At 44.3% G+C, this 691-nt stretch carries 1 protein-coding gene; it reads left to right on the forward strand.

Annotated elements, in window-relative coordinates; all coding sequences use genetic code 11:
- A partial coding sequence (locus A3763_RS04330; protein WP_156494899.1) for a diguanylate cyclase domain-containing protein occupies positions 1-691 on the forward strand: 691 nt, incomplete at both ends.

The following is a 691-nucleotide window of genomic DNA, read 5'->3' on the forward strand; positions in this document are numbered from 1 at the left end:
AACGTTGGGGGCTTGGTGCCTCACTGATTACGATTATATTGCTGAGCTTTCTCGCTTACGTTTGGCGCTTGAACCGTCGTTTGGATAAACGCACTTCTTGGCTTAGAACTGTGGTTGATAATACGCCCACTGCAATGGTGATTATGGATAGTCAGGGCAAAATCATTGAATGGAATCATCAGGCAGAACAAATTTTTGCTTGGGCTTCAGAAGATATCATTGGCCAATCTGTTTACGATTATGTGGTGCCCTTAGGAGACCAGAACAAGTTTCGTAGAATGATTGCGAACCTGTTTGATCGGCGAGAGGTTAAGGTTGCTGAGGGTTGGAGTCGGACCAATAGGAATAAGCTTGTTCTATGTGAATGGCACTACGCAGTCTTGCAACCTGGGCGGGTTGTTGCCATGGCTAATGATATTACCGAGCGTAAGGCATTAGAGAATAAGTTAAAAGAACTTGCTCATTCTGATGCCTTAACGGGGATAGGTAACCGGACTTTGTTCTTTGAAAAACTGGAAGAAGCGATCGCATTAGCTAAGCGAAGAAAGGAGCGTGTTGCGGTACTGTTTATTGATTTGGATGATTTTAAAATCGTGAATGATCAATATGGCCATGAAGTGGGTGATGTCGTGTTGTGTGAAGTTGTACAGCGCATCAAAATGGCCGTCAGAGAAGCGGATGTATTAGCTCG

This window comes from Oleiphilus sp. HI0128 (genome assembly GCF_001635365.1).